This is a genomic window from Pseudonocardia oroxyli (assembly GCF_900102195.1).
GTDB classification, from domain to species: Bacteria; Actinomycetota; Actinomycetes; order Mycobacteriales; family Pseudonocardiaceae; genus Pseudonocardia; species Pseudonocardia oroxyli.
The window spans coordinates 1-25,565 of sequence record NZ_FNBE01000011.1 but is presented as its reverse complement, the minus strand read 5'-3'; the positions used below and the strand labels follow the sequence as shown (position 1 = coordinate 25,565).

At 68.9% G+C, this 25,565-nt stretch carries 19 protein-coding genes, 3 pseudogenes and 1 other annotated feature; of the genes and pseudogenes, 18 read left to right on the top strand and 4 right to left on the bottom strand.

Features of this window, described 5'->3' with window-relative positions; genetic code table 11:
- Positions 1–446 precede the first annotated feature (446 nt).
- Positions 447–725 (top strand): hypothetical protein, encoded by a 279-nt coding sequence (locus tag BLS43_RS17090; protein ID WP_143030086.1) that lies wholly within the window; start codon positions 447–449, stop codon positions 723–725.
- A 144-nt stretch (positions 726–869) separates the two neighbouring features.
- Here BLS43_RS17090 and BLS43_RS17085 read toward each other — a convergent pair whose 3' ends face one another.
- The gene (locus tag BLS43_RS17085; RefSeq protein WP_093085780.1) at positions 870–1,319 is read right to left on the bottom strand and encodes a MarR family winged helix-turn-helix transcriptional regulator; all 450 of its coding nucleotides are present in this window, start codon (positions 1,317–1,319) and stop codon (positions 870–872) included.
- Between the two features lie 105 nt (positions 1,320–1,424).
- On the opposite strand from BLS43_RS17085, the pseudogene BLS43_RS17080 reads away from it, so the two are divergent.
- The 4 genes and pseudogenes from BLS43_RS17080 to BLS43_RS31175 form a co-directional block, all read left to right on the top strand.
- A pseudogene (locus tag BLS43_RS17080) lies at positions 1,425–1,571 on the top strand (IS256 family transposase); the annotation flags it as partial.
- Positions 1,572–1,860: 289 nt separating this feature from the next.
- Positions 1,861–2,169 carry an IS110 family transposase gene (locus tag BLS43_RS30580; RefSeq protein ID WP_218129873.1) on the top strand — a complete coding sequence of 103 codons (309 nt, stop codon included), beginning with the start codon at positions 1,861–1,863 and terminating at the stop codon, positions 2,167–2,169.
- Positions 2,157–2,372 carry a hypothetical protein gene (locus BLS43_RS30575; protein ID WP_218129872.1) on the top strand — a complete coding sequence of 72 codons (216 nt, stop codon included), beginning with the start codon at positions 2,157–2,159 and terminating at the stop codon, positions 2,370–2,372. The genes BLS43_RS30580 and BLS43_RS30575 overlap by 13 nt, the downstream gene beginning before the upstream one ends.
- Positions 2,357–2,898, top strand: a pseudogene (locus tag BLS43_RS31175) (transposase); the annotation flags it as partial. The gene BLS43_RS30575 and the pseudogene BLS43_RS31175, both read left to right, overlap by 16 nt.
- Positions 2,899–3,266: 368 nt before the next feature.
- Here BLS43_RS31175 and BLS43_RS17065 read toward each other — a convergent pair.
- From BLS43_RS17065 to BLS43_RS17055, 3 genes are all read right to left on the bottom strand, one after another.
- Positions 3,267–3,899: a hypothetical protein gene (locus BLS43_RS17065; RefSeq protein ID WP_093085774.1), complete on the bottom strand. Its 633-nt coding sequence runs from the start codon at positions 3,897–3,899 to the stop codon at positions 3,267–3,269.
- Between the two features lie 123 nt (positions 3,900–4,022).
- Positions 4,023–5,096: a hypothetical protein gene (locus BLS43_RS17060; RefSeq protein WP_093085771.1), complete on the bottom strand. Its 1,074-nt coding sequence runs from the start codon at positions 5,094–5,096 to the stop codon at positions 4,023–4,025.
- Positions 5,093–6,139, bottom strand: coding sequence for a hypothetical protein (locus tag BLS43_RS17055; protein ID WP_143030084.1), 1,047 nt, complete (start codon positions 6,137–6,139; stop codon positions 5,093–5,095). The genes BLS43_RS17060 and BLS43_RS17055 overlap by 4 nt, the downstream gene beginning before the upstream one ends.
- A gap of 218 nt (positions 6,140–6,357) precedes the next feature.
- Here BLS43_RS17055 and BLS43_RS17050 point away from each other — a divergent pair, with 218 nt between their 5' ends.
- The 13 genes and pseudogenes from BLS43_RS17050 (at position 6,358) to BLS43_RS16990 (ending at position 25,532) form a co-directional block, all read left to right on the top strand.
- Positions 6,358–8,493: a TerB N-terminal domain-containing protein gene (locus BLS43_RS17050; protein ID WP_093085765.1), complete on the top strand. Its 2,136-nt coding sequence runs from the start codon at positions 6,358–6,360 to the stop codon at positions 8,491–8,493.
- Positions 8,490–9,803: an ATP-binding protein gene (locus BLS43_RS17045; protein ID WP_093085762.1), complete on the top strand. Its 1,314-nt coding sequence runs from the start codon at positions 8,490–8,492 to the stop codon at positions 9,801–9,803. The genes BLS43_RS17050 and BLS43_RS17045 overlap by 4 nt, the downstream gene beginning before the upstream one ends.
- Positions 9,778–12,858 (top strand): DEAD/DEAH box helicase, encoded by a 3,081-nt coding sequence (locus BLS43_RS17040; protein ID WP_093085759.1) that lies wholly within the window; start codon positions 9,778–9,780, stop codon positions 12,856–12,858. The genes BLS43_RS17045 and BLS43_RS17040 overlap by 26 nt, the downstream gene beginning before the upstream one ends.
- Before the next feature lie 5 nt (positions 12,859–12,863).
- Positions 12,864–15,296 (top strand): AAA family ATPase, encoded by a 2,433-nt coding sequence (locus BLS43_RS17035; protein ID WP_245707559.1) that lies wholly within the window; start codon positions 12,864–12,866, stop codon positions 15,294–15,296.
- A 711-nt stretch (positions 15,297–16,007) separates the two neighbouring features.
- The gene (locus BLS43_RS17025) at positions 16,008–17,276 is read left to right on the top strand and encodes a tyrosine-type recombinase/integrase (RefSeq protein WP_093085750.1); all 1,269 of its coding nucleotides are present in this window, start codon (positions 16,008–16,010) and stop codon (positions 17,274–17,276) included.
- Between the two features lie 541 nt (positions 17,277–17,817).
- Positions 17,818–18,213: a hypothetical protein gene (locus BLS43_RS17020; RefSeq protein WP_143030083.1), complete on the top strand. Its 396-nt coding sequence runs from the start codon at positions 17,818–17,820 to the stop codon at positions 18,211–18,213.
- Between the two features lie 685 nt (positions 18,214–18,898).
- Positions 18,899–19,198, top strand: coding sequence for a hypothetical protein (locus tag BLS43_RS17015; RefSeq protein ID WP_093085744.1), 300 nt, complete (start codon positions 18,899–18,901; stop codon positions 19,196–19,198).
- A gap of 7 nt (positions 19,199–19,205) precedes the next feature.
- The gene (locus BLS43_RS17010) at positions 19,206–20,576 is read left to right on the top strand and encodes a relaxase/mobilization nuclease domain-containing protein (RefSeq protein WP_093085741.1); all 1,371 of its coding nucleotides are present in this window, start codon (positions 19,206–19,208) and stop codon (positions 20,574–20,576) included.
- A gap of 34 nt (positions 20,577–20,610) precedes the next feature.
- Positions 20,611–21,225: a hypothetical protein gene (locus BLS43_RS17005; RefSeq protein ID WP_093085738.1), complete on the top strand. Its 615-nt coding sequence runs from the start codon at positions 20,611–20,613 to the stop codon at positions 21,223–21,225.
- On the top strand, positions 21,222–21,941 hold the full coding sequence (locus tag BLS43_RS17000; protein ID WP_093085735.1) for a hypothetical protein: 720 nt from the start codon (positions 21,222–21,224) through the stop codon (positions 21,939–21,941). Before BLS43_RS17005 ends, BLS43_RS17000 begins: the two co-directional genes overlap by 4 nt.
- A gap of 63 nt (positions 21,942–22,004) precedes the next feature.
- On the top strand, positions 22,005–22,187 hold the full coding sequence (locus tag BLS43_RS29435; RefSeq protein ID WP_143030082.1) for a hypothetical protein: 183 nt from the start codon (positions 22,005–22,007) through the stop codon (positions 22,185–22,187).
- A 698-nt stretch (positions 22,188–22,885) separates the two neighbouring features.
- Positions 22,886–23,491, top strand: a complete 606-nt coding sequence (locus BLS43_RS16995; protein ID WP_093085732.1) for a hypothetical protein — start codon at positions 22,886–22,888, stop codon at positions 23,489–23,491.
- A 794-nt stretch (positions 23,492–24,285) separates the two neighbouring features.
- Positions 24,286–25,532, top strand: a pseudogene (locus tag BLS43_RS16990) (IS3 family transposase).
- Positions 24,567–24,695, top strand: a sequence feature (AL1L pseudoknot). (Overlaps the previous pseudogene by 129 nt.)
- Positions 25,533–25,565: the final 33 nt, after the last annotated feature.

Below are 25,565 nucleotides of genomic sequence, written 5' to 3'. Positions count from 1 at the left end.
TGTCGCCGAGGACGGAGCACGCCGATGTACCCATCACTGCGCTGTTATGGGCTGCGACCGGTGAGTGCGGTGCCGGTCGTGGACGGGCCGGCGCGGGGGGAGGCCCATAGCGCGGAGCGCTGCAGGCCCGAGGTGGCCGGTCGCGGCACTGGGAGGTCGAGAGTCGACCGGGGTCGGCAATCGGAAGGAAGTCTCTGCCGGTCGATCAGATTGGCCTCGACGATATGTCGGTGAGTGGCAGTCCTCTTGCAACTCGCAGACGGTTCGGCGTCGGCGAACCAACGACGGTGGCCGAGGCAGCCTGCTGGTTCGCATTCCACGGGGGAGCATGGCATAGCGGTCGCCTAGGCCAGATCGGGCGTCGAATCGATGCAGCCGACAGTTGTCTCTTAGTCGACCCGAGAGGCAGGGGTCGCACCATCGGATCTGTTCGCGGACATGTGCTGATGGACGGGCAGCTCTATCTGATCGGCGTCACAACCTCGATGTCGCCTCGACGGGGCACCCTGTCTCTCGTGTTCGGCGAGATCACCTCTTCTGGCCGACCGCCGAGCCTCATGCTGACCGGCCGTGCTGTCCCGGTCACTGAGCCCACCCTGGATGCGCACGTTCGGCGACTGGCGAGCAGGCGGCTGATGCGCCGTGCACTCACGCTCCCTGTCGATGACATCGGTCGCGAGTGGACCGTGGAGGGCTCCGTCTACCGGTTCGTGCATGACGACTGATCGTCGCGTTCGAGACGCAGGCCGCCGGCTGGTTGCTATGAGGAATTCGGCAAGCCACGTTCGGTCGAGCGTCCGCCCCGGTCGGAGGATCACAAGGAGATTGGTGATGCTCAATTGTCGGAGTGGGTGGTCGGCGGCGGATCGTCACTCGTTGAGTAGCGATTCGATGGCGGGCAGCGCCGCACGGATCGCAGCACGGTGTTCTTCGTCGAGTCGGCTCAATCTGCGAGCGACCAGCGTTGTCCGCAGCGATCGAGTCTCCTGTAGCCGAGCGCGACCGACGTGGGACAGTGCGACGAGCTTGCCTCGGCCGTCCAAGGGGTCGGCAGTACGTTCGACCAGAGCTTTCTCACAGAGCGCAGTTACCACGCGTGACATCGTTGCGACACTGACGGCTTCGATCTTCGCCAGCTCGGACACTCGCAATGCGCCATGGAGCTCGATGGTGGACAGGACTGCAAGCTGCAGGGGGGAGTCCCCGCTGTCGATGCGAATTCTGCGCTGGAGTCGTGCGATCCCTAACCGGAGGCGGGACGCCTCCTCGATTAGTTCCTCGCCTCGCCCGAGCGATACCGAGGGGGCTTCGTCGCTCATGTCGGCTCGCCTTCTCTCACGGTCAGGGCCGTGGCGTAGAGGGGTAGGGCCGGCCACCGCGTGATCTTCCGGAGACCTTCCACAGAGCTTCAGGAGTTCCACGCGATGACCGCACCTTCCAGTATCGACCCCTCCGAGTTCCTGCACGAGCAGCTTTCCCGGGCGAGTCCCGACCTGCTGTTCCAGATGACCACGACATTCATCGACACCCTGATGTCCGCGGACGCGGACGCCGTGGGTGGGGCGACGTGGCCGACAGTGAGAATGATCAGCGAGAGCAGGCCGCTCGCGTCTGACTCGTTCCCTGACTGACCGCGGTGTCGTCAGCCAGATCCGTCGACGGGACCGCTGCCTGCTCTCGCACGGGCCCGGGCGGGCGTCGTGACCTCATAGGAGCTTGACCCCGGCGCCCCGTCACCGTCGTGTCCGCCTCCCGTCCGGGCCCGTGGCACCGGGTTCGCACGAGAGAACGGCAGGACGAGCGTGGCCAGCACGACGGAAGAGATCTACGGCGGCGTCGACACCCACGGCAGGACCCACCGTGCCGCCACGGTCGACGGACTCGGCCGAGTTCCTCGGCGACCGGGAGTTCCCGGCCACCAGAGCCGGCTACGTCCAGCTGGTCGGCTGGCTCAAGTCCTTCGGGCACGTCGCTCTGGTCGGAGTGGAAGGAACTGGCGCCTATGGCGCCGGGCTGGCCACAGCCCTGTCAGAGCACCGGGTGCAGGTAGTCGAGGTCGACCAGCCCGACCGTCGTGCTCGGCGACGGCAGGCGGACGTCGCGATCGCCACCGTCTCAACCGCGGTGGTGACCGGGCGGCGAACGCGGCCCTGCACATGGCGCTGGTGACCCGCCTGCGCTACCACGAACCCACCCGCACCTCTGTCGCACGACGCACCGCGCAAGGTCTGTCCAAGAAGGACATCATGCGGTGTCTGAAGCGCTTCCTCGTCCGTGAGGTCCACGCGGCCGTCCTCGCCGACTTCTCCGCATCCCACGCACTTGACAGTGCAGAGGAGCATCTGGCAGTGGGAGCGCCGAACGAGAACTGAGCACGGTCGTGACGACCTACTGCCTGCTCGGGGTCTCGACTCGTCGGATGGAGGAGGTCGTCGAGTCCCTGGGCCGCTCGACCCCGGGCCCCACCCGTTCGTCGCCGCGGACGCCCGGGTGCTCAGTGTGAGGGCGGGCGGTCAACGTCCGCGGCCCCGCTCGCCACCGGAGTGAACGGGGACGGGCACCGGGAGACCATCTCCCCGCAGGTGTCCTCGGCGAGGACGGCGCCGACTGGCTGGGGTCTCCCGCGATCTCACCGCCCGTGGGTTGAGCGGGCTACGGCTGGTCACCTCCGACGCTCACGCGGGGCTGGTGTCGGCGATCGGGCGACGTTGCCCGGAGCGGCCTGGCGGCGCTGCCGCACGCACTACGCCGCGAGCCTGATGGCGGCGACCCCGAAGTCGTCCTGGCCGTGGATGCGGGAGTTGTTGCACTCGGTCTACGACCGACCCGACGCCGCGTCGGGTGCACGCTCAGTTCGACCGGGTCCTCGACGCGGTGGCCGAGAAGCTGTCGAAGGTGATGTCCTGGCGTTCAGGTTGGTCTGGTGGGTTTGGTCCCTCGTTTCCACAGGTGGAAACGACGAAGGCCGGTGGCTCCGTCGAGAAACCACCGGCCTCTGCCGACCGTCGGGACGACAGGATTTGAACCTGCTACCCCTTGACCCCCAGTCGAGCCCCGAATGCGTTTCTGCACGTCAGAGCGCTGCTACCACCATGCATGCCGTTCGATTCGTCCAGGTCGTGCACCGGCGCTTACCACGGCTGGTCCCACGTTGGTCCCAGGAGCTGGTGGGTCGACGAGTCCTCGCCGAGGAGTCGCCGCGTCGCGCCTAGGGCTACTGGTGTGCTCTGCGCCGGGCGGGGTGAGCGCCTCGCCCGGCGCTGGGCTCACGTGGAGGCGAGTTCATTGGCGTCGAACCAGGACGGCTTGTGGTTGGCCTTCTGACATTCGACGGCCAGTCCGACGAAGGCGGTCAGCAGCGCGGTGCCGTCCGTGTTGGGGTAGAGGCCGAGCGCGTCCGCGGCCGCGATGAGACGCTCTCCTTCATCAGCGATCGAGGGACTCGCCGCACCCAGATCCGCTGAGCGAAGCTGCGCCACCGTTGCAGTGGCTCGCCGCATCTGAGCGATATCGACGTTCACGCTCGCTCGCCCGCCGTCGCCGGCCATCATCGGCACGACGAACAGCGTATAGAGCGCGCCGCCTCGGGCGTCGAAGTCGATGCAGACTCGCCGGTTTGCCGCCGCAGACGCCGAGGCGGTCGTCGTCGGCGCGGCGGTGACCAGCGGCGCAGCCTGGACCGCGGTGCCCTGCCCGCTGTCGTCCCCGTTCACCAGGAGGAGTCCACCGAGGACGCCGACGAGGACGAGCAGGACCACGACCGCGGCGATCAGCGGGCCACGTCCGCGAGCAGGCTTGGACGGCTCAGTCGCGGGCTGCGGTGAGCGCGGAGACGGGATGGTGGGAAACCGGTCGGTCGAAGGCTCGTGCGTGACGAAGTGCTGCTGCTCGGGGCTCACAACTGACGTGTCGGGTGCCGGAAACATCCTATTACGGCCGGTCGTCAAGACTGATGAGTCCTCGTCAGGAGCGTGCCGGGGGAGCGGGGACAGCTGCCGTGGCCATTCGAACGGTGACACGCCTCAATCGGCGTGTGCGAGGTCGCTCCAGCTCGGGGCCGCGGTGTGTCTGCGTCGGCGGTGGTCGATGAGCAGCCCGACCCCGAGGAGCCCGACGCGTGCGAGCGCGGGCATGTTCAGGTGTCGGATCGACATCGACTTGATCGGGAGCACGGCGGCCCGCGTGGTGGTCTTCCCGACCGCGGCCGCTGCGGTCACAGCGTGAGCCGCCAACAACAGCTCATCCCGCAGCCGGCGCTCGTCGGCCGTGAGAACGGCGGTTCCTCGTCTGTCGAGAGCTGTGGCGTGGACGTGGGTGTGCACGATGATCTCGACGACGGCCGACGAGAGCGAGGGGCTGATCACACCGGAGCGGAGATTGAGTCCTTCCCCGGGTGCCGTTCCTCGGTAGACGTCGTGGACGAACCGGCGGAGGTCACGGTCGGGTAGCTGATTGAGCATCGTCCAGCCGGGGAGCGGCAGGCTCATGGTCGTGACCAGGTCCGCCGCGAGGTGCTTGGTCCAGAGCTGCAGGGCGCCGACGAGGTCGTCGGGGACGGCGAACCCGTCGACGGTCACCTGCTCCCGTACTCCGTCGTCCCACCGGTACCCGACGAACTGTCCGTTGAGGATCTGAGAGAGCGCCGCCAGCGGCCGTCCGATGTCGTGACCCGAGGACCGGACGCGGTGGGCCGAGCCGCCGAACCCGGGGCCCATGTGATCCATCGCCATGCGCTTGGCGTCGCGTTCCCACGCTCGCATGAGCCGGGTGGCGCCGAGTCTGCGCAGGGCGAGACGCACCGCCCGATCCGTCGGGCTGTCGAACCAGGTCGCCAGGACGCCGGTGATGCCTGCGAGCCCGACGACCGCCATGTCGGCGCCGTCCCAGTGGAGGCGCTCGCGAGTCTGCCACTGCTCGAAGCGTGCTCGTTGGTCGTCGTCGAGCGCGGCCAGGAGGCGGGCCCCGAGGTCGCCGCTGGGGACAGGCGAGACCGCGACGGAGGGGGCGCCGTCCAGGAGCTCGGACACGGTGGCCTGCACCGCATCGATCCCGTCGCTGAGGGTGGCGAGCTCCTCGAGGACCTGTCGGTCGATCACGCCGCCGCCTCGACCTCAGCGTCCTGCAGCGCGGAGCGCAGGGTGGATTCCGCACGTCGAGCGTCGTCGAGTGCGGCCTTGAGCCACTCGTTCTCCTTCGTGAGTCGCCGATTCTCGGCGGTGGCCTCGTCGAGCTTCGCCTTCAGCGCGTCGATCGCGCCGCTCAGCTGCGTCAGACGCGCCCTCAGCGTCATCACGACTCGGCGGGCCAACTGGTCGTCGGCTTCGTCCTCACGAAGCAGGACGTGCGCCAGGACGGCGAGTCGCAGCGCGTCGGCGAGCACGAGGCCGATACCCCAGCCGGCCAGGCGCGCCCCCAACGCTCCCAGCCCGAGGCCGGAGAGGCCGCCGAGCCCCGTCAGCAGTGCTGTACCGCCCGCGACACCGAACCCGCCTGCGGCGATCGAGCCGCCGCCGAGTGTGGCCAGACCGGCCGAAGTCGCGGCCGCTCCGGTGAGCCCGCCTGCCAGAAGCGACCCCCCGACGAACGCGCCGATCACGGGCGCCGCGACGCCCATGGTCACCACGCCGATCCCGACGCCCACCGCGGAGACCGCAGCAGCACGACCCCACTTGATCTCCTTGCGGGCGAGTCGACGTCGCAGGTCGCCGAACGTCCGGATGACATAGTCGGCATCCGATGACCTGAGCCCGGGTAGGGCGGTGGTCGCCTCGCGCGCGATGGCCTCCGTCAACCGTGACCGCACTCCAGCGGTGAACAGTGTGGAGGTCAGCTGGACGAGGACCACCAGTGACCGACGGCTACCTTCGAGCTGGGCGGCGACGGACACCGCGGCATCGGCCAAGACGCTGACCCGAAGCTCGGGGTCGGTCCTACGCAGCTCTGCGGCGAGCTCCCTCGCCCATGTTTCGTCCGCCGCCGTGTCAACGACGGAGTCGAGGGCGGAGAGCAGAAGGCTCTCGATCGCAGCGGCTCGCGTCCCCCTGGAATCCGAGCGTGTCTGCGCCAGAGCGCGTACGAGCCACGCCGCCGCGACGATCCGCTCCTCGTCCGAGAGGGCATCGAGTTCCGTCGTGTCCACCACACGCCAGCCTTTCGGTCGCCTGACTCGCCATCGCCCGAGAGCGATCCATGCGTTACCGGTCATCCCCACAACTGATGATCACGTGCCGGGGTCGGGCCGCTGACCGGCATCGGCCGGGCCCCCTGATCGAAGTCACTCGATAGTGGTACATACTCGGCGGTCGATCACAGAATCGGTAGCGTTCGCGTCCAGAGAGCCACCGACCGGCATGGGGGGTGTCCGTCCTGGGGTTTCTCGACAGATTCCGACTGGACCCACCCGTGCGTCCTGCGCCGCGACCGTCGGGCCCGAGATTCGCGTGGATTCCACCGGGCCGGACCATTGACATCGTCGGGTTTCGGCTCTCCGGAGGAATGCTCTACCTCGGTGAGCGGCTACAGACCCAGAGTGGGATCACCGAGCCTGCGCTGATCGACCCCACCCTCGCCGTCGACCGCCGGCGTCCGGACTGGGACGGCGAGGACCTCTTCTACTGGCCCAGCTACGAGTCGATCACGCCGGCCTCGCGAGCGGCCTATCTGACCTGGCTCGCAGACGGACGACGCCATCCCGGTGTCCCGCTCGGATATGTCTTCCTGTTCTTCTACGGCCTCGAACGCCGAGTGCTCGTCGATGCCATGGGAGGCGACGCCCCCGCCCGAGAAGAACTCCCGGCGATCGACGCGGAGGTTCGCCGTCTCGCGGCGCTGTACGGGAACGAGAACGCGTTCGGGCGGTACTGCGAGCGATTCCTGGACGTCCTCGTTCTCCTGCAGAACGGCCCGACCGCACGTCCCCCCGAATACGGGGTCGGCGACCAATGGGAGGTGCCGCTCGCCCTCCGCCTCGGCCTCGCCCGATTCGCCGCGGGGGGCCGCCCCGTGCCGCCGGACTGGGCCATGTCGTGGAGTTGGTTCCACCCGAGCATCTACGCGCGCACTCCGCAGACCCGGTGTCCCGCGGAATTCACCCAGCTCTTCCGAATTCGCTACCAGGAGCGCCACGGCGAGGGGCTGATCGCCACCTCGGAGCAGCCTTCGCTGCGGCTGCAGTATTCGCCCGCCAGCGCCGGGCTACTGGGCGCCGACGTGGACCTGCACGGAGTACCCGACCTCCTCGAGGAACCAGGAGCGACCCGCGCGCTGAAGTCGCTGGTCGACGACGTGACGCAGGAGCTCGAGGCCTACAGCCGCTTCATCGGGCGCAACCCGGACCAGGCGGGCAGCCTCGCCGCTGCTGCGCTGCTCCCCGTCGAACTGGCGACATCGGGCCCCGCCGAGACGTTCCTGGCCTGGGCTCGCGCGTCGCTGGGCGACGACGCCAGCGTGGTGGTCGACGGGGACGAACTGATCGGCTTCTGGCCCACCGCGCAGGACACGAAGATGTCCAAGAAGGAGGTCGTGGCCTGCGCGCAGCTGCTGGAACGACACGGCATCGGCATCGAGCCCGACGTCCGACTCGGCGGCGCCGCGATCTCCGCAGGCCCGGTCGTGCTGTTCGACGCGAGCTACGACCCGCCGCGCAGCGCCGGAACCGAGTACGTCGCCGCGACGACCCTGCTGCAACTGGCCGTCGCCGTCAGTGCCGCCGACGGCGACGTCGACTCCTCCGAGCAGCAGGTGCTGCTCGATCATCTGGGCAGCGCGCTGGCCCTCACCCCGGGCGAGGTCGAGCGGCTCATCGCTCACCTGCACTGGCTCACCGCGACCGGGAGCAAGCTGACCGGGCTCACCAAACGGCTGCGGGAGATGCCCGAGGAGCGTCGCAGGTCCATGGCGGATGTGCTCGTGGCCGTTGCCGCGGCGGACGGCGTGATCTCCGGCGACGAGGTCAAGACCCTCGGGAAGATCTACAAGCTCCTCGGGCTCGACCCTGACGACGTCTACTCCCGACTGCACTCCCAGACCACCGTGGCCGCTCCTGTCGAGCGGACCGGTCGCCGGCACTCTCGAGCAGGCGTCACCGTCAAAGAGACCGTCGAGCCCGCCCCACCCGGAACCGTCGACCTCGATCCCGCCCTGCTGGCCGCGTCGGCAGCGGGAACCGCCGCCGTCTCGTCACTTCTCGCCGAGGTCTTCGCCGACACGGACGCACCCGCGCCGCCCACGGAGGTCCTGCCTCCACCCCAGGAGGAGACCGGTCAGGTCCCAGGTCTCGACGCGGCGCACGGACGGCTCTACCTCGCCGTGCTGGAACGCTCGACGTGGGGCCGCGCCGAGTTCGCCCAGCTCGCCGAAAGCCACGGGCTCCTGCCGGACGGGGCCCTCGACGTCCTCAACGACCACGCCGTCGACACCTGCGGCGAACCCCTCCTTGAGGACGAGGGCGACCTCGTCCTCAACGACTACGCAGTTCAGGAGATCCCGCGATGACCGACGCGCCCACCGCGACCCGCATCCGGCCGAAGGACCGTGACGCGATCCTTCAGTCTCTGCGGGCCGGGGTCGTTCCTAGGACCGGTCTCCAGCACGTCGCCGTGGGCAGACCGGACGAGATTAGCTCCCTCATCACCGATATCGCCCGTATCGCCGACGGCGGCTCCAGCTGTCGCTTCGTCATCGGCGACTACGGGTCGGGCAAGACCTTCTTCCTCCAGCTGGTCCGGTCCATCGCACTGCAGCGCAACCTGCTGACCGTGCACGCCGACCTCGCTCCCGACCGCAGGCTCCAGGCGACCGGTGGGCAGGCCCGCAGCCTCTTCGCCGAGCTCATGCGGAACATCGCCACCCGCGGCCAGCAGGACGGCGGCGCGATGACCAACGTCGTCGAGAAGTTCGTCGGCACTGCCATGACCGAGGCCCGTCGCGACGGCAGCGACCCCGAGACCGTCATTCGCGCGAAGCTGAGCAAGCTCAGCGAACTCGTCGGCGGCTACGACTTCGCCGACGTCATCGCCGCCTACTGGCGCGGACACGAGTCCGGCAACGAGCAGCTCCGAGCGGAGGCGGTCCGATGGCTCCGCGGAGAGTTCTCCACCCGCACCGACGCCCGAACAGCCCTCGGTGTCCGAACGATCGTCGACGACTCCCAGGTCTACGACCAGCTCAAGCTCATGGCACGCTTCGCGCAGCTCGCGGGCTTCAACGGGCTCCTCGTCTGCCTCGACGAGATGGTCAACCTCTACAAACTGGCGAACTCCCAGGCCCGCAACTCTAACTACGAGCAGATCCTGCGCATCGTCAACGACAGCATGCAGGGCAGCGCCGAGCACCTCGGGTTCCTCTTCGGCGGAACCCCGGACTTCCTTCTCGACCCCCGCCGCGGCCTCTACTCCTACCAGGCGCTGCAGAGCCGCCTCGCCGAGAACACCTTCGCCGTCGACGGACTCAAGGACTTCTCCGGGCCGGTGCTGCGACTCGCCAGTCTGGCCCAGGAAGACTTCTTCCAGCTGCTCAAGAACCTGCGACACGTTCAGGCGGGCGGCGACCCCGCCAAGTACTTGCTCCCGGACGACGCTCTCGTGGCGTTCATGCGGCACTGCTCGGAGCGGATCGGCGAGGCCTACTTCCGCACTCCGCGCACGACGATCCGCTCCTTCCTCGACCTCCTCGCCGTGCTGGAGCAGAACCCCGGCACCGAGTGGACCCAGCTCATCGACGCGGTGGTCATCGAGAAGGACATCGATCCCGCCCTGGCCGCACCCGACACGGACGACGATGAGCTCGCCGACTTCAGCCTCTGACCGGCTCCACTACGGGGTTCAGCGCTGGCTGCACGCTCAGGGCTGGCCCTCGCTCCGGCCGGCCCAGGCCGCCGCGGTCGCACCAGTCCTGTCTGAACGCATCGACGTCATCATCTCCGCGCCCACAGCGGGTGGGAAGACCGAGGCGGCGTTCCTGCCCATCTGCTCCCGCCTCGCGGAAGCCCGTGACGGCGGACCGCCCGCAGCGGGCATCGAGGTGCTCTACGTCAGCCCGCTCAAAGCGCTGATCAACGACCAGTACGACCGGCTCGGGCTCCTCTGCCGCGACCTGGACATACCCGTGCATCGCTGGCATGGCGATGTACCCGCGTCAGCCAAGACGAAGATCCGCCGCTCACCCGCCGGCATCGTTGTCATCACCCCCGAGTCCCTCGAAGCCCTCTTCGTGACCGGCGGTCACGACGTCGCGCGCATCCTCGGCGGTCTTCGCTACATCGTCGTCGACGAGATGCACGCCTTCCTCGGCACCGAACGCGGTATGCAGTTGCAGTCCCTGATGCACCGTGCCGAGGAGACGCTCGGTCGGCGAGTACCGCGCATCGCGCTGTCGGCCACGCTGGCGGACCCGACCGCTGCGCGAGACTTCCTCCGCCCGGGGGAGGGGGAGCGGGTCGAGTACATCAACCCGCCGCAGCCGAGCAACGTCCGGCTGCGCGTCTTCGGTCACCAACGACGCAACCCGTCCACCACCGACTCGGACACGGAACCGTCCGACCTCGTCGCGATCAGCGAGCGCCTCTTCAACGGCATGCGGGGCAACGACCACCTCGTGTTCGCGAACAGCCGCAAGAACGTCGAGACCTACACCGACCGACTCTCGCGTCTCGCGGCCGAGCGGCGCGTGCCCAACGAGTTCTTCGCCCACCACGGGAACCTCGCGAAGCAGGATCGAGAGTTCGTCGAGCAACGCCTCAAGGGCGGCGAGCCGACCACGGCGGTCTGCACCTCCACCCTGGAGATGGGAGTCGACATCGGCTCGGTCGAGGCGGTCGCCCAGATCGGGCCCCCGCCGGGCGTGGCGAGTCTGCGCCAACGGATGGGTCGGTCCGGTCGGCGCAACCGCATCCCCAAGCTGATGGTCCACATCAGCGAGGACGAGATGTCGGACCAGATCAGCACGCTCGACGAGCTACGACCACGGCTGGTCCAGACCGTCGCGATGATCCAGCTCATGGGCGAGCGATATCTGGAGACCCCCGACCCCCGGCACCCGCATCTGTCGACGCTCGTCCAGCAGGTGCTGTCGGTGATCGCGCAGCGCGGTGGTGCCTCGGCGGGCTCGCTCTACGCAGTCCTGTGCAAACGGGGGCCGTTCCGCGAGGTCGACGAGTCGATGTTCGTCGAACTGCTGCGCGCAATGGGAACGGCGGCGCTTCTCCAACAGGGCTCGGACGGCCTGCTCCTCGCAGGTGAAGTCGGCGACCGGATGGTCAACCACTACAGCTTCTACACGGCGTTCCACGCTGCGGAGGAGCTGCGGGTGCTCCACGGCCCACGCACACTCGGAACTATCACCCCAGGCCCGGGCCTGCACATCGACGGTCTCCTGCTGCTGGGCGGGCGCCGCTGGCGGATCGTCGCACTCGAGCTCGACGCGAAGATCGTCATGGTCGAGCCGTCGTCCGGTGCACGCCCACCGAACTTCGACGGCACCAGTGGAGTCCTCGTCGCCGACCCGGTGCGTCGGCGGATGCGCCGGCTTTACGTCACCGACGAGGTACCTCCGTGGTTGGACGACGAGGCCGCGCAGTTGCTCGCGCAGGGGCGGGCGGCGTTCGCACGTCTCGGGCTCTCGGACAACGGCTTCCTTGAGCGCGGCGGCGAGACGCTCGTCTTCCCCTGGCGCGGTGATAAGATCATGAACACCCTCGCCGCCGTCCTGACCGCACGCGAGGTGGACGTGGCCGACGACGGCATCGCCCTCACAGTCAAAGGCACCGCCGAGCCGCTACGGGATCTCATGCGCAGCCTGGCGAAGGAGCCCGCGGCCGATCCGCTGGAGCTGGCGGGAGAGTGCCCGAGCCTCGAACTCGACAAACACGACGGCTACCTCACGCGTGAGTTGCTCGTCCACTCCTATGCCGCGCGGTTCCTCGACGTCCCGAGTGCGTGGCAGACCCTGCGCGACCTCGGCGAAGGGAATGCGGCGGCGACCAGGATCGCCGCGCCCGTCAGCCACGTTTCCACAGAACAGGCGGTACTCGGCAAGACGCCGTTCGCCGTCGTCGACGTAGAGACGACCGGGTTCGACGCGGACGGCAGAGACCGGATCGTCGAGATCGCCATCATCCGGCTCGCCCCCGACGGCTCGCTGCTCGACTCCTGGTCGACACTCGTCGACCCTCAGCGGACGCCCGGCCCCACCCGCGTCCACGGTCTCACCGCCGAGCACCTCGTCAACGCCCCGACCTTCAGTGACGTCGCCGACGAGGTACTTGCCCACCTGAGCGGAGCGATCGTCGTCGCTCACAACGCTGACTTCGACCACCGCTTCCTGCGCGCCGAAGTCGGGCGAGCCGGTCGAATGGCCCCGCACTGGCCGATCCTGTGCACACGCCGACTCGCCTACCAACTCGCCAGCGCGACCAGCCGCCGACTCACCGACCTGTGCCGGGCAGAGGGACTGCGCCACGAGGGAGCCCACTCCGCCCTCGCCGACGCCGACGCCACCGCCCGACTGCTCGCGGTCTACCTCAAACGCGCCGACGCCGGCGGGACGAGCACAGCAAGCGAGCTCGGTGTGAGCCCCACGACGCTTCCCCCGTCCGTCGACCCGCCGACGACTCGGCCGAGTCTGCGTCTGCGGACTGCCCCTGCGCCCGACCGTCAGGCCCTCGCCGGCGGCGCGAGCGGAGACCCACGACTCGACGACTACCTCGACCTCCTTGAGATCGTGCTGGCCGACCACGTGATCACCGAAGAGGAGGAACAACAGCTTGCGGTGGTGGCGACGGCTTCCGGGCTAACGAGGCAGCAGGTGGCCGCTGCGCGACACGCCATGTCCCCGACCGGCTGCCTGGAGGCTGCTCTGTGACCAACATGCCCCTGCTCGATGACGTGCTCGCCCTGGCGGACGACGACTCGGCCACGCCGGACGAGACCAAGTATCTGGTCATCGCGGCGATGGAGGGGGATGAGGAACTCGCGGATGCCGTCGGCGAGCGGTACATCCCGCCTGAGGCCCGACCCGCAGAAGCCCCTGCCGCAACGAAGCCCACCGGGGCCTATCTCCGGTCTGTCACCGTCAGCGGATTTCGAGGCGTAGGCCCGGAACGGACCCTCGAACTCCATCCGGCGCCAGGTCTGACCGTGGTCGCGGGCCGGAACGGGTCCGGAAAGTCGAGCTTCGCTGAGGCGCTTGAGGTCGGTCTGACGCGGACGAGCTATCGCTGGGAGGAACGTCCGAAGGGCTGGGTCCTGAACTGGGACAATCTGCACGTGGACGGCCCGCGTCGGATCCGGATCGGGCTGGCAGAGGAGGCTGTGGGATCCACCGTCGTCGGGGTGGACTGGCCCGCTGACGCGACAAGGTTCGATGCCCTCCAGTCCTGGGTGCAGCGAGGCGGCGAGCGTCGTCAGGGCGGTCTCGACGGACTCGGCTGGACCGCCGCCATTCACCTCTACCGGCCGATTGTGTCCCACGAAGAGCTCGGCGGACTCCTCGCAGCTCCGCCGAAGCGGCTCTACGAGGCACTCACAAGCATCCTCGGTCTAGAGGAGATCGCCGCGGCACAGACACGACTCGATCGGCTCCGGGCCGAGACCGCTGCGCGGCCGGACGCCGCGAGGACCGAGGCCACAGCTTTAAAACGCGCGCTCGCTGACTGCGACGACGAGCGCGCCACCGAGGCGGCACGACTGCTTCGCAAGCACACCCACGATCTGGTAGCGCTCCGTGCACTTGCTATCGGGGCTACGGGCACCCCACCCCGCGCCCTCTCTCAGCTCCGGGCACTGATCGACATCGTGGTCCCTGAGCGCGAGGCCGTCGAGGCGGCCGCCAAATCCTTGCGAGATGCTGTGGGCGCTTTGGCCGAGCTCGCTGGAGATCTGTCCGATCGGGCGACTCAACAATTCATTGTTCTCCGACAGGCCGTCGAGCTGCATGACCAGCACGGTGGGGATCAACCGTGCCCTGTATGTGGAATCGGCGAGCTGGATAAGGAATGGCGCTCCTCTGCTGAGGCGGCGCTCGCAGCCCGAGCCGACGACGAGCGAATCCTCGGTGACGCGCGCCGAGACCTGCAGCGAGCACGTGATGCCATTCGCGCTCTGGTTGGCGGTGTCTCGTGCCCCACCGAACCTGATGACGTCGTTCTCACTTCCGTGGGTTCCGCGACGGAGGCTTGGTCGGCCTGGACAGCGGCACCTGCGGACGACCTCCAACTGGCAGATCACGTCATGCGCGAATACGGGCGACTACAGTCGTCGGTAGCGGCAATTCATGCCGAAGCTGCCGCGGAGTGGGCCGCGCGACAGGACGCATGGGCGCCCTATGCGACCCGGCTCGGTACCTGGGTGGACAACGCTGAAGCCGCTCAAGCTGACGAACCGAAGGCTGCCACGGCGAAGGCGGCCTTCGAGTGGCTCAAGGCCCACGCTGAGATCATCCGCAACCGTCGGCTGGCTCCGTTGGCTGATGACGCACGCAGGATCTGGGCTGCACTCCGGCAAGAGAGCAACGTGGACCTCAAAGCGATCACATTGCCCGCGCCCCGTGGCAACACCCGCCAGGTGTCTATCGAGGCGGAGGTGGACGGTAGCGATGCCGGTGCACTTGGTGTCATGAGCACGGGCGAACTCCATGCGCTCGCGTTAGCCCTCTTCCTGCCCCGAGCCACACGGCCCGAGAGCCCGTTTCGCTTCGTTGTGCTCGACGACCCGGTTCAGGCCATGGACCCCTCGAAGATCGACGGCCTAGTCCGTGTGCTCGCCGAACTCGCTCAAACCCGACAGGTCGTGGTGTTCTCACATGACGATCGTCTGCCCGAGGCTGTAAGGCGGCTCGTGGCCGATGCCCGGGTCGTCGAGGTGACCCGGGGCATCGGCTCGGTCGTCGAGATCCAGGAGCTGTCGGACCCTGCGGAACGCGATCTGCAGGATGCTCGGGCGTTCGTCAGGGACGATGCTGTGCCCGACGACTTGCTCCGCAGGGTCGTACCGAGGCTATGTCGATCTGCCGTCGAGACTGCGGCTCGAGACGCCTGGTTCGCCCGGGCGTTCGATGCCGGATCCACCCGTCAGCAGGTGGAGGCCGCGTGGGAGTCGGCAAGGAATCAGCCTTCCCGCATTGCGCTTGCACTCCACGGTGACTCAGGCCGGTCGGTGAAGCGGTGGCTGGACTCTCCCAGTTATCGGAAGATTGCCGTTGAGGTGTGCGGTGGCGGCAACCACCGGGCCCTCACCGCCGACCCCAAGTACGCGGTGGAGTGCGTCGGCAAGCTCGTCGGCGATCTTCGGTCACGGTCGTGAGCGATGCAGCGGAAGAGGCGCGAGAGTTGCTGGCCCGAGCAGTCGACGTCCTCGACGGTCGGGTGCACGTACCCCAGTCACAGCGCACCCGTGCGGCCGCGCACCTCGGTCGGCAGGCGCTGGAGGTCGCCATAATCCTGATCTGCGCCAGCCTGCGAGTCTCGGTCGCGGGCACCAGGGTGAGGACTCGCCTCATCGTCCTCGCGACTCTGGGTCCACGCTCCATCTCGGAGCCTGCGCAGGCCGCGTGGAACGGCCTCAGCCGGTGTGCCCATCGTCATGCCTACGAACTCCCGCCTTCCGACCCGGAAATCCGCGATCTCCTCAACCATGTCGCCCGCGTCGTGGAAGGGAGCTTGAGCGTTGGCCGCGCCGCTGCACGGGATCCGGCCTCATGCAGGTAACCGAGACTGTCCCGCATCATCATCGCCCCGGCGGCTCCTTGCCGCGCACGCACTCCGGAGGGCCGCGGGCCTCGTACTCGATGTGGCCACGTTGTATAGGCGAGGCTGCACTGCATCTGGTTGATGGCCGTCGTCGCCGTGGATCTAGAGGTCCTCGCTCGACCAGATGCGGCGGAGCGCACGTGTCATGGCGGTACATGACCACTTCCTGACCTGGGCGGAGGCGATCGGGTGTCGCGTTGTGGTCGCACACCCCCTTCACGATGCTGGACAGCCCTCAAGCCCCAGCGGAAGAAGGGCCCCAATCATGGGCAGAAACCCGAATCGAGGTCGCGTCTACCGTCGCTGCGGATGTCGTGACAGCCGAGGCAGACAACTCGGCGCCCGCTGTCCGCTCCTCCACTCACGGAGACATGGCCGGTGGGCCTTCGCCGTCGACCTCCCGACAGCGGACCACCGGCGGAAGACCCTGCGCCGCAGCGGATACCCCACCCAGGCGGCTGCCCGAGCGGCGCTACACCGGGTTCTCGCCTGCGAACAGGCCGGAGTACACGCCGACGACCGTCAGACCGTGGCCGAGTACCTCGCCGCCTGGCTCGAGTTCAAAGCGTTCGGCCTCAAGCCGACCACCATGGTCCGCTACACCGACTACGTCCACAACGACCTCATCCCAGCAGTCGGTGCACTTCGACTCGAGGAACTCTCGCACCACCACGTTGCCGAGTTCATCCGACGACAACTCGACGCGGGCCGCGGTCTGATCACGCTCCACAGATGCGTCGCGACCCTGTCGAGCTCGCTCAACGACGCCGTGAAGCAGCACCGGCTGATGCACAACCCAGCCCGCTACGCCACCGTCCCCCGCCCGCCCAAGCGCGTCTACGTGTGCTGGTCCCCGGCGGAGGCTGCGAGGTTCCTCCGGTACTGCCGCGCCGTCGACGACCCTCTCACCGACCTTTACGAGATCGTGCTCGGGACCGGGATGCGACGCGGCGAAGCCCTCGGACTCCATTGGGCCGACGTCGACATCGAGGCCCGTGTGCTCTTCGTCCGCTACACACTCTCCATGATCAACAATTCCGTCCCCGTGTTCACCAAGCCGAAGACGAAGTCGAGCTACGCATGGATCGGCCTGTCCGATCGAGTCGCCGAAGCACTGACGAGACAAGCCGAACGAACGCGCGGCAGGCCGGGCGACCTCGTGTTCAGCCGACCCGACGGACAGCCCCTCCGCCCGGAGTACGTGCTGAGACATCTCCAGCAGCTCGCCCGTGCAGCGGGCGTCCCTCGTGTGCGCGTGCACGACCTGAGGCACTTCGCGGCCACCACGATGTTGGCCTCTCAGGTGCCACTCGCGATGGCGTCGAAGACCATGCGCCACTCGACGCTGTCCACGACGACCGAGATCTACGGGCACCTGCTGCGGCACGTCGCGCAGCAGGCCGTCGCATCCATCGACGCCGCATTGACGGACGCCGAGAACTCCCGGCGACAGACCACGACCACCGTGCGACCACATCTCGCCCGGCCGGAGCAGCCCGTCGAGTCACCAGGATCGATTGATCAACTCGCGTGACGACGCTGCCATGTCCTGTTGCGACCACACTGCGACCACTGCCCGGTGGAGGGCGTCATGAGCGAGAGGCCACACTACTTCGGCGAGGACACCGAGCCGAGACGTTCGCGCTGGTGAAACGACGAAGGCCGGTGGCTCCGTCGAGAAACCACCGGCCTCTGCCGACCGTCGGGACGACAGGATTTGAACCTGCGACCCCTTGACCCCCAGCGAGCCCCGGAGGTGTTTCTGCACGTCAAAGGGCTGTGCTCACCGTGTAGGGCGTGAGGTTCGCCCAGGTCGTGCAGAGGCGCGAACCCCGTCTGGTCCCAAGTTGGTCCCAAGCGACCGGGCCAGGGGTTCGCGCCTCTGTCGTGTTCCGAGGCAGAGGGGTCGTCATGGCTCCGCGTGGTCTCGAGTCCTGTCGGTGTCAGTCGCCGGCTTCGCAGGCCTCCACAGAAATGGGGATGTCTCGTCCCCTTGTGGAACGAGTAGGTCGCGGCTGGCGACGAGAGGAGAGACCGCCGAACGGCGGGCCGTGGTGGGCCAAGGGGAGCAAGTGATGAGCCGTCGGGGGAGCCGCACCACCGCGCGAGCACTGGTTGCGATGGCGGCCGGTGCCTGCGTCGTGGGCGTTGGCTTCTCGATCCCCTCGACCGCTGCCGGCGCGTCGCCGATGGTGATCGGCACCGTGATCCAGCAGGCTCCGGCGGCGGCTTCTCCGGTCGTGGCCGTTCATCTGTTGAAGGTCCTCGACGACGCCAAGACAGCCTCCGCCGAGGCGGTCGAGCGGGCCGAGGCTCGCTCCGCTGCCGCGGCTCGTCGCGCCGCAGAGGCGCCCGCGGTCCAGTCCGAGTGGGACGCGGTGGGTGATGCGGCCCTGCGTGCGTGCACCGCTCAGACGGGGATGACGCGGTCGGAGTGCATCGCGGATGCGGCGGCGGGCAACGCGAGCTGATCGTCCACGACTGCGGTCGAATCGATCACTGCTATTGGCGGGCCACTCTGCGCAGAGGCGAGTCGTAGGCCCCGCGGTCGGGGCCTCGCGGCGGAGATCGTGCACCCCCTGAACTGGGCGGAGCAAGATACGTCGACGGTGTCCTTCGGACGACCGTCGACGGAATGGCTGTCGTGAACCAGGGGGTTCCCGACCACGGCTGCGCCGCGCGCTGCGCGGGTGAGCAGGGTTATCCACAGATCGCCGAGTGCGTCTTCTGGCGGCTGCCAGCGGGTTGTTGTGGTGGGTGGGAGGCCGGGCGCGATCGGATCTCGTGTCAGTGACGGTCCCGGCGGGGTGCGCCCACACCCGGCCGGGACCTGACCGGCCCCGGAGTGACAGGAGACGGCTGTGGCTCACCCTCCCACGCCCCCATCCGGCGTGAATCGTCGTTCGCGGGCTCGTCATGGTCGTCGTCGACGGTCTCGACACCGCCGCGGCGTGCACTGGCTGCCTCGTCGTCCACGACGCTGGTGGGAGCGCCCTCTCGCTGTGGTGGTGGTCGTACTTGTCGTGGCCACGGCTCTCCTCGCGGTCGCGGTGGTCGTGCTGCACGGCTGAGCACGAACTCGGCACAGCTCGTGGCCAGTCTCGGTGCGTGGATGCCCCTCGTCGCCGGCGTAGTCCTGATCCGGCCCGTCGGATCGTGGCCGTGCGGGTGCGGTTCACCGCCGCGGAGCGCGATCTCATCCGCGCAGCTGCTGCGGCGGCAGGGGTGACGGCGGCGACCTGGATCGGCGAGCTCGTCACCGCAACCCTCCGCGGCGACACCCCCGAGGCGACGGGCGAGCTACGTGAGCTATTGACCGCGCGGGCGGCGGTCGTCGAACTGGCCGGCCGAACCACTGGTGGTGAGCTCGTGTCGCTTGCCGAGGCGGTGTCGGCGTGTCGTCGCATCGACAAGGCCGCAGCCGCGCTCATGGACGGTCTGCGCCGGCCGCGGTGAGGCGGGCGTGATCACGAAGGTGGTACACGGTTGGCGCCCGGCCGGTCTTCTGGCCTACTTGTTGGGGCCGGGTATCGCTGAGGTGCACCGCAACCCGCGGGTGATCGCCTCGTGGGACGGTCTGGACGCCGGGTGGCAGCCGGCGTCGACGGGGCCGGGGGAGTGGGACCTCGAGCTGGGCCCACTGGTCGACGCCCTGCACCAGCCGGTGCTGGCCGCAGGACTGCCGCTACGCCCACCCCCGGACGCCGGTCGCGGTTACGTGTGGCACTGCTCGGTGCGGCTGGCCGCGTCGGACGCTCGACTACCGGACGGGGAGTGGGCGGAGATCGCGCGCGAGCTACTGCGCGACGCCGGTATCGCCGACCCGGCTGATGCGTATGGGCCGCGATGGGTCGCGGTCCGCCACGCCGAGGACCACATCCACATCGCCGCCGTCCTGGTGCGGCAGGACAACGGGGCCCGGGTCTGGCCGCGCAACGACTTCGCCCGGCTCCGCGAGTCCGCCCGCCGGATCGAGGCCCGGCTCGGTTTGACCCCGACCGGCACGACCGCTGGGGGTGGTGCGTCGGCGCCGACGCGTGGGGAGCTGGCCAAGGCGGCACGGGAAGGTCGGGTCCCGGTGCGGGCGGCGCTGCGTGCGGCGGTGCGCCGTGCCGCGCTCGGGGCTGACGATATGGGGTCGTTCGTGGCGGGGCTGGAGGCGGCGGGGCTGGAGGTGAAGCTGCGCCACGGCCCCTCGGGAGATGTCCTCGGATACTCCGTCGGTCAGCCCGCCGACCTGCTCGCCGCGGGGGAGGTGGTGTTCTACAGCGGCAGCAAACTCGCGCCCGATCTGTCACTGCCACGCCTGCAACGCCGCTGGGCCACCACCACCGGCGGGGCCCGGCCTCGGCCCTCGGGGACACGGGTGCTCACCAGGGCAGCCCGGCTCGTGGTTACCGACCAGCAGGCCGGGGCGGTCGAGCACGGTGCCGCGGACCTGCTGACCGCCCTCTCCGTGGCGGCGCCCGCGGGGGACCGGGAGCGTTGGCAGCGGGCGGCGGACATCGCCCACCAGCTCGCGCCGCCCGCTGGCTCGGGGTCGTCGACGGTGGGGCGGCAGTTGCGGGTGTTGGCGCGCAGCCTGATGCGCCATCGCGGGTTCGCCTCGCGTGACGAGGTCGGGGCGGCGGCGTTCGCGGCGGCGATGGCGCACCTGTTCGTCGAGCTGGCCGCGTTGCAGCAGCGCCGCGCCCGCACCCGAGCCGAGCTCGCGCACCGCGCTGTGCTGGCCGCTGATCTCGCGGAGCGGATCGCGGCGTTGCCGATCCCGCAGGCCAGGCGTGCGTCGGTCGTGCAGCACGAGGCTGCACGAACTCCGACACGCACCCGCTGATGATCACAGTCGGTGAGAGGAGGTGACGGGTGCGATGGGTGAGCGGCCCACTCAGGCGGTCATCGCCGTGATCAGGATGTCCGGGACGCAGGACGTCCAGGTTGACGCCAGTCACCCGAACACCGACAACGCCGCCGTCGTCGTCCGGGTCGGGAAGTCACTGCTCTACCTGCACGAGCTGCGCACCGCCGAGCATCTCGCCGAGCCCTGGGCGCAGGCGGCCAAGCTGGGGAAGACCTTGCCGATGTACTCCGCCCGCGACGCGGTCAAACCGATCGCCGGCATGCCCGACCCTGCGGTGATCACCCACGCCTCCGGGAAGCCGACGTGTCAGGTCAACTCGGTCAACGACCGCGGCGGGCAACCCTTCCTGCGCGTACAGCTGGGCCGGATCATCTACGAGGTACGCGATCAGCACGCCCTCGTCAGCTGCGTGGAGACCTTCCGCCAAGCCCGGAAGATGGCCAGGCTGGTGTTCCGGCCAGAACGAGCCAACGGCAGAACCCCCGACGCCGCCCGAGCGGCCACCGACGCCCTGCAGCCACCGGCGCAACCGGCACCCACCGCCCGAACCGCCACGACTCCCGCCAGACCGAGGACTAGCCAGCGCGAACTACGACAGCACCGCGACCGAAGGCAGGCGCCATGACCGGACCGGACTACCCGCTGCTCACCATCCCCGGCCAGGACTTGTTCCAGATGGCCCACGTCGCGGCGTTCATCGCCGACCGCCTCCACCGCCACAAGGGCGCGGTCGACGCCCACGATCGTCAGGGACGCCGTGAGGCAGCTAGAGACGTCCACGCCGGCCGCGCGGCATTCGCGAAGCTCGTCGGCGATCCGGACGCCGTCAGTGCGGCGGTCCCTCGGCCCCTCGACCAGGCCACGTACGAGGAAGCCGAGAAGCTGGCCGCCAGAGGTGAGAACCGCACTGCCACCGTGGTCTCACTCGCCCCGCTGGGCCGCACGACCTGGGCGGCGCTCGGGCAGGCTCCCGGGATCGGTCAGCTCGGTGCCGAGGTCCCGAACCGAGAGCTCGCCGAAGCCGTGGCCGAGCAGATGCGCACCGCGCCCCGTCAGGACCTGCTCCCGTGGCAGGTGTCCAGGGAGCCCCTCGGCCTCGGGACGGACCGGTGGGGGACAGCAGACGAGGACGCCGCAGTGAAGTCTCTCGACCCCGCGGTCGCCCGAGAAGCGGCGGTCGCCGGAGCGCTGGGAAACCCACCAGCGAACAGCGCAGCCGCTGCAGCCTCAGCAGCAATGGCGGCCCCGACCACGGCCGCCGCGGCACCGGCTCGCACGGCACCGACACCTGCGTCCGCTATTTCGGCCCCCAAGCCCTCCGCGGCCCACCTGCAGCGGTAGCCGGACGACTGGACGTGAGCGGCATCCCCGCACCGTCCTCAACCCTCGGCCGTTGTGGCTGTCGTGAGCGACTCCGAGGAGAGCCCTGCCGCCCCGACCGTCCGCAGCCGTCTTGCGGTGTTCTTCTCCGACGAGCGGATCGCTGCGCACCTCGAGCGCAAGGTGATCCTTCTCGGTGGCGAGGTCGTCAGCGACCTCGACCAGGCTGCACCGATGGAGAAGCGGCTGATCTTCGGCGGCTCGTGAAGCGGTCTGCCCGGCGGGGCGATCATTCGGTGGGCCGGCCGAGGCCGGCGTCGCGTGCTCGGGCGACGGAGGGAGCGAGCTGCCGACAGAGGCCAGCGCATCGGGAGCAGCCACACGCGGCCGTTCCCACGCGCCACCGCCGCTGCCGAGCGTGGCCGTCGGTGTCGAGGAACATCACTTCCCCAAAGGACGGTCCACCCCCGCTCAAGCCACCGAGGCACGCGCTGCATCACTTGGACCACGGTCGGATGCCGCCCGGGCCGTGGGATCTGTCCGGTCTGCGCACATTGATTCTCGGCGCGGAGTGCACCGACCCGGGCGACGCGTGGCACGCTGCGGTCACGGCCACAGCCCGGAAAGTGTTCCCGGCCCGGGGGCTGCGGGTGGTGAACGGCGCTGCCAGGCGGATCGCGAGCACGACGAGCGGGAAGCCCCGACGGCAAGAGACATGGCGGCGTTTGGTGGGCGACGGCGTCGTGGGAACAGGGGCGAGGCATGAAACATGGGGACAGTAGTTCGGAGGGGGAGGCGGTCGTCGAACGGACGGTTGCTGTGGCCGGCGACGAGTTCGGCCGTGTCCTCTCTGCGTACGCGCTCGGCAGCCTTGCCCATGGCGGGTTCGCGCCGCTGGTCAGCGACGTGGACGTGATGCTCGTGCTGGATCGAGTCGACGCGACGACCGCGGCGCGGGTTGCTCGGTGCGGGAACGAGTCCGCCGGGAGGTCCCGGTCGAGCTGGCCGAACAGCTGTCGGTGTTCTGGGCCGACGCGGCGGGTGTGCGCGACGGGGCCGGCGAGCACGACCGGCTGCCCGAAGTCGACCGGCTCGACCTGCTGGAGTCCGGCAGGCTACTCGCCGGCAACGACGTCAGAGCGGGCGCTGCCCGGCCCCGCACGGACGACCTTGTCCGGCAGGCGGCCGAGTTCGCTCTCGCCAAGTTCGACGACGCGTACCTGGCGCGCCTGCGTGATCCCGATGCGCTCCTGGATGGCGGCCCCCGCCCGGTGACCAAGGCCGTCCTGTTCCCGGTGCGGTTCCTGTACACGAAGGACACCGGCCGAGTCGGGCGCAACGACGACGCGGCCACCTGGTACCCGACCCGCCACCCGCACGGGGCTCTGGTCGCCGCCGCGGCGGCCTGGCGCACAGAGCCGCCCGACCCTGCAGCGGCCCGTGAACTGCTGGTCCACCACCTCCGGCCGATCTACGTGATCTTCGCCGAGGAGTACGCCCGGGCACTGCGTCTGTCGGGCGACCTCGGTCTGGCCGACCGCGTGGCGAGCTGGGGCACGTCCGTCCGCTAGGTAACTCGATGCCAGCGCCTGATGGGCCCGCACCAAGGGTCGTGTCGAGCTGCCCGACGACGGCCGCCACATCTACGAGATGAAGTGGGACGGTTGGCGGTGCGTCGCGTTCCGCGATCAACATGTCCATCTGCAGTCTCGGCAGGAGCGCAGCCTGACCGCGTTGTCCCGACATCAGCGAGGCCGTCGCTGATCAGCTGCCACCGGCATGGTTCTCGTCGGCGAGCTGGCCGTCATGCATGACCGCCGTTTCGACTTCGGCACTCTCACCAGCCGTGATAGGAGGAGTTCTGCCGAGTGCGCCGTGTCCGATCCCTAGGGAAACCGCAGGTCAGAGCGCTCCGTGGCTGTCGGCGGTGCGCGCCCGCGGGAGCTCGTGCCGAGCCGCGGTGGCGGCCGGGGAGGCGCTCTACCCGGCGGGGGAGTGGGCCGCCCGGGAGCGCGAGGCCCTCGACGGGCTGCGCGCGCTCGCCTCAGCGGGCCCGGCTCATGCCGGGATTGGCCTTGCCGGGGAGTTGGCCTGTGCGACGACGAGGATCCGCCGTCCCGCGCCACCTCGACGCCGTCGGCCAGGCGCTAGGTGCCCATGCGGTTTCACCTGGTCGGGACAGGCTTCACATTCAAGGCAAATGAACAAAGAAGCCTCGGCGGCGACTGGCGATACATGTTCTGCTGATGGGGGGTGCGGCAGGTGGCGACGAACGAGCGTACCGGAGTCCGCGAGTATCAGCTGAGGATAAACTGTCCCGTCCCGGGTTTGATGGAGACCATCAAGCCTGGAGGATGATCGACCGATGGCCGCCCCGAGGAAGTACCCCGATGAGCTGCGGGAGCGAGCGATCCGGCTCGTGTTGGACGCGAAGGCGGCTCCGGACGGCGGGGGCGGGAACGTCTTCAAGCGCATCGGCGAGCAGATGGGGATCAACCCGGAGACGTTGCGTGGCTGGGTGAAGCAGGTCGAGATCGACAACGGCACGAGGCCGGGCACCACGACTGACGACGCGACGCGGCTGGCCGAGTTGGAGCGTGAGGTTCGGGAGCTTCGGCGGGCGAACGCCATTCTCAAGTCTGCGTCGGCTTTCTTCGCGGCGGAGCTCGACCGCCCCAGCAGGTAGTCCTCGACTACATCGAGGCGAACAAGAACGATTTCGGGGTCGAGCCGATCTGCGCGGTGTTGGAGGACGCAGGCGTGAAGATCGCTCCGAGTACTTTTCATGCGTCAAAGAAGCGGCCGCTCTCGAAGCGGGCGCTCACCGATGCCGAAACCATGAGAGAGATCGAACGAGTGCACCGCGCCAACTTCGGCGTCTACGGCAGCCGGAAGATCTGGGCGGCGCTGCGCCGCGAAGGAGGGGTGAACGGCCGCCAGATCGCCCGCTGCACCGTGGAACGGCTGATGCGCCGCAACGGGCTGCGCGGGGTGTCGCGGCTGCGGGTGCCGCTCACCACGGTCCGATCCAAGGGCCAGGACCAGCGGCCTGACCTCGTCGACCGCGACTTCACCGCGGACGCGCCGAACCGGCTGTGGGTGGCCGACATAACGTATATCCGCACGTTCTCCGGCTGGGTGTACGCCGCGTTCGTCATGGACGTGTTCTCCCGCCGGATCGTGGGCTGGCAGTTGTCTAAGAACCTCTACACCGATCTCGCCCTGGACGCGTTGAACATGGGGATCTGGACCCGGCAGCGAGCCGGCGCGAATCTCTCCGAATTGATACATCATTCGGACCGTGGCGTGCAATATGTCGCTGTGCGCTACGGAGAACGGCTCGCGGAAGTCGAGGCGGTCGCCTCGGTCGGATCAGTCGGCGATTCCTACGATAATGCGATGGCGGAGGCGTTCAACTCGTTGTTCAAGGCCGAACTCGTGCGGAACAGAGGGCCGTGGCGCGGGATCGACGACCTCGAACTGGCCGTCGCGGAGTACATCGACTGGTACAACCACCGCCGCCTACACGGCGAGCTCGGCCTGATCCCGCCCGTCGAGCACGAGGCTCTACACGCCGACACCGACCTCGCCCGGCAGACCGCCGGAGCGTGAGAACCGAGCCTCTACCAAACCCGGGACTTGACA